8 protein-coding genes are annotated in these 8,038 nt (G+C 63.5%); 2 read left to right on the forward strand and 6 right to left on the reverse strand.

The window, feature by feature from the left end; translation table 11 throughout:
• Positions 1–9: 9 nt before the first annotated feature.
• The 6 genes from Q0687_RS10290 to dnaK all read right to left on the reverse strand — a co-directional run bounded on the left by Q0687_RS10290 (position 10) and on the right by dnaK (position 5,670).
• Positions 10–321: a DUF1330 domain-containing protein gene (locus Q0687_RS10290; RefSeq protein ID WP_298875535.1), complete on the reverse strand. Its 312-nt coding sequence runs from the start codon at positions 319–321 to the stop codon at positions 10–12.
• Positions 322–344: 23 nt separating this feature from the next.
• On the reverse strand, positions 345–1,055 hold the full coding sequence (gene pyrF / locus Q0687_RS10295; RefSeq protein ID WP_298875537.1) for an orotidine-5'-phosphate decarboxylase: 711 nt from the start codon (positions 1,053–1,055) through the stop codon (positions 345–347).
• Between the two features lie 6 nt (positions 1,056–1,061).
• Positions 1,062–1,640, reverse strand: coding sequence for an NAD(P)H-dependent oxidoreductase (locus tag Q0687_RS10300; protein WP_298875540.1), 579 nt, complete (start codon positions 1,638–1,640; stop codon positions 1,062–1,064).
• A gap of 56 nt (positions 1,641–1,696) precedes the next feature.
• On the reverse strand, positions 1,697–2,296 hold the full coding sequence (locus Q0687_RS10305) for an rRNA adenine N-6-methyltransferase family protein (protein ID WP_298875543.1): 600 nt from the start codon (positions 2,294–2,296) through the stop codon (positions 1,697–1,699).
• A 93-nt stretch (positions 2,297–2,389) separates the two neighbouring features.
• Positions 2,390–3,523, reverse strand: coding sequence for a molecular chaperone DnaJ (dnaJ, locus tag Q0687_RS10310; RefSeq protein WP_298875546.1), 1,134 nt, complete (start codon positions 3,521–3,523; stop codon positions 2,390–2,392).
• A 245-nt stretch (positions 3,524–3,768) separates the two neighbouring features.
• Positions 3,769–5,670, reverse strand: a complete 1,902-nt coding sequence (gene dnaK, locus Q0687_RS10315) for a molecular chaperone DnaK (RefSeq protein WP_128948839.1) — start codon at positions 5,668–5,670, stop codon at positions 3,769–3,771.
• A 399-nt stretch (positions 5,671–6,069) separates the two neighbouring features.
• Between dnaK and Q0687_RS10320 the strand changes: the two genes are divergently transcribed.
• Together Q0687_RS10320 and pncA are read left to right on the forward strand one after the other, a co-directional pair.
• Positions 6,070–7,008, forward strand: a complete 939-nt coding sequence (locus Q0687_RS10320; protein ID WP_298875550.1) for a hypothetical protein — start codon at positions 6,070–6,072, stop codon at positions 7,006–7,008.
• Positions 7,009–7,305: 297 nt separating this feature from the next.
• Positions 7,306–8,028: a bifunctional nicotinamidase/pyrazinamidase gene (pncA, locus tag Q0687_RS10325; RefSeq protein WP_298875552.1), complete on the forward strand. Its 723-nt coding sequence runs from the start codon at positions 7,306–7,308 to the stop codon at positions 8,026–8,028.
• The last annotated feature ends 10 nt before the right edge of the window (positions 8,029–8,038 follow it).

Genomic DNA, 8,038 nt, shown 5'->3' on the forward strand with positions numbered 1-8,038 from the left:
GTGCGCGTCTCAGCCATCCGCCGGCTGCGGGCCGTCATAGCCCTCGATGATGATGAGGTCGGCGATCGAGTGCGGTTGGCGCACCTTGATATTGGCCTGGTATTCCGGCGAGTTGTAGCAGGCGATCGCGGTCTGATAGTCAGGGAATTCGATCACGACGTTACGGGTGCGGCTGGCCCCCTCGGCGGTGGTGAACTTGCCACCACGGACGACGAAGCGGCCGCCCCATTTCTTGAAGATTGGACCATTGGCGGCGGCGTAGGGCTTGTAGCCCTCGTCATTGTTCACATCGACGCGTCCGATCCAGTAGCCTTTTGCCATTGTTCTTCTCCCTGTGTTGTTGGTCAGGCAAGAGCTTGTGCGATCTCGGCCTGAATGGCGTCAGCCGTCGCCCTGGGATCGGCGGCTTCCACCACCGGCCGTCCGACGACGAGATAGTCCGCGCCCGCGGCAATCGCGCGGCCAGGCGTCATGATGCGCTTCTGGTCGCCGGTTGCGGAGCCCGCAGGCCGAATGCCAGGCGTGATGAGGTGCATGCTGTGGCCGATGATCTTGCGCAAGCGACCGGCCTCCTCGGGCGAGGACACGAGACCGTCGATACCGAGCCCCTGCGCCTGCTGCGCGCGCGCTTCGACCAGCTCGGAGACGCCGAGCCGAAAGCCTGCTGCACGCAAGTCCTCGTCATTGTAGGAGGTCAGCACCGTGACGGCGAGAAGCTTCAATTTCGAAGAGCCACGTCCTTCGATGGCGCCCTTCATGGTCTGCGGATAGGCATGCACGGTGAGGAAGGTTGCGCCCAGCCTGGTGATGCTCTCTACGCCTTGTGACACCGTGTTGCCGATGTCGTGCAGCTTGAGATCGAGAAACACCTTCTTGCCGCTGTCGGCAAGCTTGGCGATCATCGGCAAGCCGCCGGCATAAGCGAGGCGATAGCCGATCTTGTAGAAGGTGACGCTGTCGCCGAGCCTTTTCACCATCGCTTCCGCGGCATCGACGCTGGGCAAATCGAGCGCAACGATCAGGCGATCTTTCGGAGCGATTTCGGCTGGCGTCATGTCACCTCACATCATGCGTTGGGAAATATCGATCAACTGCCGCACCATCTGCTTCAGGGCGTCGCTATCGGCCTGGCTCTTGAGCCTGTCCATATCGTCATAGGCCTGGTCGGCAAAGGCGAGCGTGAACTGGTCGGCGATCACGTTGGCGTGGCACGACGTCAAAATCAGTCGCAGCGCCTGTAGCGCGCGAGCGGCGCCAAGGCGGCTCTGCGAGGCACCGGCGAGCGCGAAGGCACGGTTGCGGAAGACCTCGCCGCGCGCCTCGTGCGGATCCTGCACGCGGCTGACCCAGTCGATCGCGTTCTTCAGCAGCGGCGGCACCGAGGCGTTGTATTCGGGCGAGACAAACAGCACGCCGTGATGCGCGCCGATCATGCGCTTGAGATTGACGGCGTGCTTGGGCACGCCAGATTTGGCCTGAAGATCGCCATCGTAGATCGGCAGCGGAAAATCGGCGAGCGAGATGCGGGTGACGTCGACGCCGGCCTGGGCGAATTCATACGCGGCGACCGCCGCCAGCTTCGCATTGTGCGAGCCAGTGCGCAGCGAGCCGGGAATGACCAGGATCTTCGGGGCTGACATCCTCTTCCATACGTTCGGCGAAACGAGTCCGCCACGCAAAGAAGACGCCGGCGGAATTAGTCCTTGCGATACACCCAGACGCGCGCCGGCGGAAGGTTCATCCAGATCCGTTCCGAGGCCTCTGTGGACACGCCGGGCAGCGATTTCGGGATCGGCGGGACCACCGCATAGGTGAATTGAATGAAGGGCGCGCCGGGCGCGAGCGCCGTAAAGGCATCGCGAATCAACCGCAGGCGCGTCAGCATCGGTTTTGTGACCAGCGGGAGGCCGGAGACCACTGCGCTGGCCGGCGCGCTCAGCACGTTCCAGAGCGTGTCGCGCAGGCGATAGGCATCGCCCTGCACCACCTTGGCTTGCGGATAGCGGTCGCGCAAAAGCGCACAGAAGCCGGGGTTGTATTCGACGAGGACGAGGCGTTTCTGATCGACACCACGCTCGACCAGCGCCGAGGTGATGGCGCCCGTGCCGGGTCCGAGCTCGACCACCGGCGCATCCGAATCGACGTCGACGTAATGCGCCATGGTCCGGGCGAGCAGCTTACCCGACGGCATCACCGCGCCCATGTGAAGGGGCTTTTCGATCCACGATCTGAGGAAGCGCACCTCGTCATCGAGACGGGGCTTCTTCAACGCACGCGCGGACGACGGCAATGGCATGTCTGGACCGGACGGGACGGGACCGCGTGACCGCGGCGTGTCAGAAAATGGTCATAAAGACGTATAGGCCGAAGTCGATACGGTCAAGCCGCGTCAGTTCGCCCGATTACCGAAGAAATCCTTGACCTTGGCGAAGAAGCCCTCGGATTCCGGCTGGGTGTTGCCGGAGGAGAGTTTTTCGAACTCGGCCAGCAATTCCTGCTGCTTCTTGGTGAGGTTCTGCGGCGTCTCGACCACGACCTGGACATACATGTCGCCCATCTGGCGCGAGCGCAGCACTGGCATACCCTTTGATGCAATGCGGAATCGGCGGGCGGACTGGGTTCCGGCGGGCACCTTCACCTTGGCCTTGGCCTTGTCGATGGTCGGCACCTCGAATTCGCCGCCGAGCGCGGCTGTCACCATCGAGATCGGCACGCGGCAATGCAGGTCGGCGCCGTCGCGCTGGAAGAACTGGTGTTGGGCCAGCGACAGGAAGATGTAGAGGTCGCCGGGTGGACCGCCGCGGACGCCGGCCTCGCCTTCGCCGGCAAGCCTGATCCTTGTGCCGTCCTCGACGCCCTGGGGAATGTTGACCGACAGCGTGCGCTCGCGGGTGACGCGGCCCTGGCCCGAGCAGGACGGGCAGGCATCCTCGATCATCTGGCCGCGGCCCTGGCAGCCGGGGCAGGTGCGCTCGAGGGTGAAGAAGCCCTGCGACTGCCGCACGCGGCCGGCGCCGCCGCAGGTCGAGCAGGTCTTCGGCTTGGTGCCGGCCTTGGCGCCGATGCCCGAGCAGGCCTCGCAGGTCACCGAAACCGGAATCTCGATCTGCGCGGTCTTGCCGCCAAAGGCTTCCTCGAGGGTGATTTCCATGTTGTAGCGCAGGTCGGCGCCACGCTCGCGGCCGCCGCGGCCGCGCTGCCCGGCCATGCCGAACAGATCTTCGAAGATGTCGGAGAAGGAGGAGGCGAAACCCGCGCCGAAGCCGGCGCCGCCACCGGGGCCACCCTGCTCGAAAGCAGCATGGCCGAAGCGGTCATAGGCCGCGCGCTTGTCCTTGTCCTTGAGGACCTCGTAGGCCTCGTTGATTTCCTTGAACTTGACTTCGCTGGTCTCGTCCCCGGGATTGCGGTCGGGGTGAAACTTCATCGCCAGCTTGCGGAACGACGATTTCAGCTTGCCCTCGTCGGCGGAACGTTCGACTTCGAGGGTCTCGTAATAGCAGCGCTTGGTGGACGTGGACATGTCGGGCTCGGTCTATCCAATCGCGATTTCAAGTCGGCGCGAAACAACGTCGCCACGCAACGATATAGGCACCCTTCCGCTTGTCGGCAGAGGGCTGCATGGCCGCGTTGATCATAGCTTTAGGGAATTGATTGATCGTAACGGGCGTCCCGCCCATCGAGCCCGACACGTAAGCCTCCCCCTTGAAGGGGGAGGCCATCTCAGCGTGTGGGGTCCAAGCCGTCCGCATCATACCCTCTTGGGGCTTATGCGGACTTCTTGTTGTTCTTGTCGTCGTCGACTTCGGTGAATTCCGCGTCGACGACGTCGTCCTTCGCAGCGTCCTTGGCCGCATCGGCCTCGGCCTGCTGCTTGTACATGGCCTCGCCGAGCTTCATCGAAGCCTGGGCCAGCGTGTTGGTCTTGGCCTTGATCGCCTCGGCGTCGCTGCCCTTCAGCGCTTCCTTGAGGTCGCTGACGGCGTCCTCGATGGCGCGGCGCTCGGTCTCGGAGACCTTCGAACCGTGCTCGGCCAGCGCCTTCTCGGTGGAGTGCACCAGCGCGTCGGCATGGTTCTTAGCATCGACAGCCTCGCGGCGCTGCTTGTCGGCCGCGGCGTTGGCCTCGGCGTCCTTGACCATCTTGTCGATGTCGGCTTCCGACAGACCACCAGAGGCCTGGATGCGGATCTGCTGCTCCTTGCCGGTGGCCTTGTCCTTGGCCGAGACGTTGACGATGCCATTGGCGTCGATGTCGAAGGTCACCTCGATCTGCGGCATGCCGCGCGGAGCCGGCGGAATGCCCATCAGGTCGAACTGGCCGAGCATCTTGTTGTCGGCCGCCATTTCACGCTCGCCCTGGAAGACGCGGATGGTGACCGCGTTCTGGCTGTCCTCGGCCGTCGAGAACACCTGGCTCTTCTTGGTCGGGATCGTGGTGTTGCGGTCGATGATGCGGGTGAACACGCCGCCCAGCGTCTCGATGCCCAGCGACAGCGGGGTCACGTCGAGCAGCAGCACGTCCTTGACGTCGCCCTGGAGCACGCCGGCCTGGATCGCAGCGCCGATCGCCACGACTTCGTCCGGGTTGACGCCCTTGTGCGGCTCCTTGCCGAACAGCTGCTTCACGACTTCCTGGACCTTCGGCATGCGCGACATGCCGCCGACCAGCACGACTTCACCGATCTCACCGGCGGTGACGCCGGCGTCCTTCAGCGCCTTGCGGCAGGGCTCGACGGTCTTCTGGACGAGGTCGTCGACCAGCGCCTCGAACTTGGCGCGAGTGAGCTTCATCGTCAGATGCTTCGGGCCGGTCTGGTCCGCGGTGATGAAGGGCAGGTTGATCTCGGTCTGCGTCGTCGACGACAGCTCGATCTTGGCCTTTTCAGCGGCTTCCTTCAGGCGCTGCAACGCGAGCTTGTCGTTGCGCAGGTTGATGCCCTGCTCCTTCTGGAACTCGTCCGCGAGGTAGCCAACGAGGCGCATGTCGAAGTCTTCGCCGCCGAGGAAGGTGTCGCCGTTGGTCGACTTCACCTCGAACACGCCGTCGCCGATTTCGAGAATGGAAATATCGAACGTGCCGCCGCCGAGGTCGTACACGGCGATGGTGCCGGCCTTGGTCTTGTCGAGACCATAGGCGAGCGCAGCCGCGGTCGGCTCGTTGATGATGCGCAGCACTTCAAGGCCGGCGATCTTGCCGGCGTCCTTGGTGGCCTGGCGCTGGGCGTCGTTGAAGTAAGCGGGAACGGTGATGACCGCCTGGTCGACCTTCTGACCGAGATGGGCTTCCGCGGTCTCCTTCATCTTCTGCAGGATGAACGCCGAGACCTGCGAGGGCGAGTAGGTCTGGCCGTCGGCCTCGACCCAGGCGTCGCCGTTGGAAGCCTTCACGATCTTGTACGGAACGAGCTTCTTGTCCTTCTCGACCATGGGGTCGTCGTAGCGGCGGCCGATGAGGCGCTTCACTGCGAAGAACGTACGCTCCGGATTGGTTACGGCCTGGCGCTTGGCAGGCTGGCCGACGAGGCGTTCACCGTCGTCCGTCACGGCGACGATCGAAGGCGTCGTGCGCATGCCTTCGGAATTTTCGATAACTTTGGCGTTTTTGCCATCCATCACGGCGACGCACGAATTCGTGGTGCCGAGGTCGATCCCAATGACCTTTCCCATGGTCCCGATATCCTTCTTTTTGCGGCAGGTTGGCTGGGCCCAGAAGGCACCCGAACCGAAACCCCCTAAGATCAAACATCCGCGATATTGCGATGATTGAGGCTCATATAGGAGGGGGGGAGGGGGCCGCAAGGACCGAACGCAAGTTTGGACCGTGAAAACATTGGGTTTTGGAAGATCATATCCGGGGTCAACCGCACTTGCGGGTGAGGAAATATTAACAGGTCCGCCGATCGGCCGGCCTCCCCGCCGCCATCAGCAGCCCGGCCCTGTTGCCGGCGAGCCAAACCCGCTAAAAGGCGCCCGGCCGGACAGCTTCGCCAAGGGGCTGCTTCGCGCGACAAAGCGGCCCAATGGCCGACCATCGTACGGCCTCAATGTGAACCAATCAGAGTGACCATGAAGCTGACCCGCTCCCTCGCTGCGCTCGCGCTCCTCTTTGCAAGCGCATTTCCGACGCTTGCCGCCGACGCCATCTATCCGCCCGGCTTGCGCCTCGGCATGGTGCCGCTGGTCGGCCTCAGCAAGGCCAAGACCTTCCCGGGCTTCGAGAGCGAAGACGGCAGCGTCAAGGTCCTGATCACCGAGCTGCCACCGGCGGCCTATAACGAGGTCGTCACTGCCTTCAACGCCAATCCGGCCGGGGCCAACGGTGTCAAGCCGGACAAGATCGAGACATCGGCGGGCCTTGCCTATTTTACCACCGAAAGCGCCAAGGCTGGCGACACGCAGGTGAAGCGCTATTCGATGATCGTGCCGGGCACCGGCTTCTCCGGCTATGTCGCGGTGCAAATCCCCGAGAACGCCGCGAAGATCTACACCGACGAGGCGGTGCGGCAGATGTTTGCGACCGCCACCATCCGCAAGGAGGTGTCGGTTGACGAGCAGATCGGGCTGTTGCCGTTCAAGGTCACCGATCTCGCCGGCTTCAAGGACGTTCGCACGCTGGTGCCGGGCTCGAGCATCATTCTCGCCGACGGCACCGAGAGCTCGGGCTATGAATCCAAGCCGTTCATGATCCTCGGCCTGATCGGCGCCACCCCGCAAGCCGCCGACGACCGCGCCCGCTTTGCCCAGGAGGCGGCGCTTCAGATCCCTGGCTTGCGCGAAACCAGAATCACCATGTCGGAGCCGATCCGCATCAACAGCCAGCCGGGCTTCGAGACCCGGATCGACGGCGTCAGCGGCAAGGACAAGACCCCGGTGACGGTGGTGCAGTGGATCCGCTTCGGTGGCGGCACCTCGCTGCGCATCATCGCAAGCGCCCCGCGTGACCAATGGTCCGACGCCTTCACCCGCTTCCGCGCCGTGCGCGACGGGATCCAGCCGAAGGGGTAGGGCATTCAGCTGAAAGGCTAGCGAAGGCGGTCCAGCATACTCGGTGTCGTCCCGGCGAAGGCGGGATCCATAACCACAGGGAGTGGTTTGGGATGAAGCCGGCAACTCCGAGTCTTCGCAAAACTGCTGCGGCGGCGTATGGGTCCCGGCCTTCGCCGGGACGACGGTGAGGTTGAGGCCGACAGCCCAAGTCCTCACCAGAGCCGGCTGCATTTTCGGGCTTTCGTTCGTACACAAACGGAACTAGGCTTCCCTTCCTTGGATCAGCTTTAGATCATCCTTTCAGGGGAGGCGACGATGCTTAATCGACGACAGATCTTGGCCGCGATGGGAACGACGGCGCTCGCGAGCCTCGCTCCATCGACAACGTTCGCAGCAGCCACCATCAAGCCTGATGACGCTTCCGCGCTGCTCGTGATCGACGTGCAGAATTGCTTCCTGCCGGGCGGCAGCCTCGCAGTGAAGGAAGGCGAGCAGGTCGTGCCCGTGATCAACAAGATGGCGAAGGCGTTCTCGAACGTGGTGATGACGCAGGACTGGCACACGCCCGGCCACGTCTCGTTCGCATCAGCGCATTCCGGCAAGAAGCCGTTCGAGACCATCGATCTTCCCTACGGCAAGCAGGTGCTGTGGCCCGACCATTGCGTGCAGGGCACCGATGGCGCCTCGCTCTCGAAGGATCTCTCGATCCCGCAGGCCGAGCTCATCATCCGCAAGGGTTTTCACAAGGACGTCGACAGCTATTCGGCATTCCTCGAAGCCGACGGCAAGACCACGACCGGCCTTGCCGCCTATCTGAAGTCACGCAAGGTCAAGCGCGTCTTCGTTGCGGGTCTTGCCACCGACTTCTGCGTTGCCTGGACCGCGCTCGATGCGCGCAAGGCGGGCTTTGAGGTCTATGTCGTGGAAGATGCCTGCCGCGGCATCGACAATCAGGGCTCGCTGGCAAAGGCCTGGGCCGACATGGCCAAGGCCGGCGTGAAGCGGATCCAGTCTGCGGATATCGCAGTAAGCGCGTAAGATCGAGTGA

The organism is uncultured Bradyrhizobium sp. (genome assembly GCF_936928535.1).
Lineage (GTDB): Bacteria > Pseudomonadota > Alphaproteobacteria > Rhizobiales > Xanthobacteraceae > Bradyrhizobium.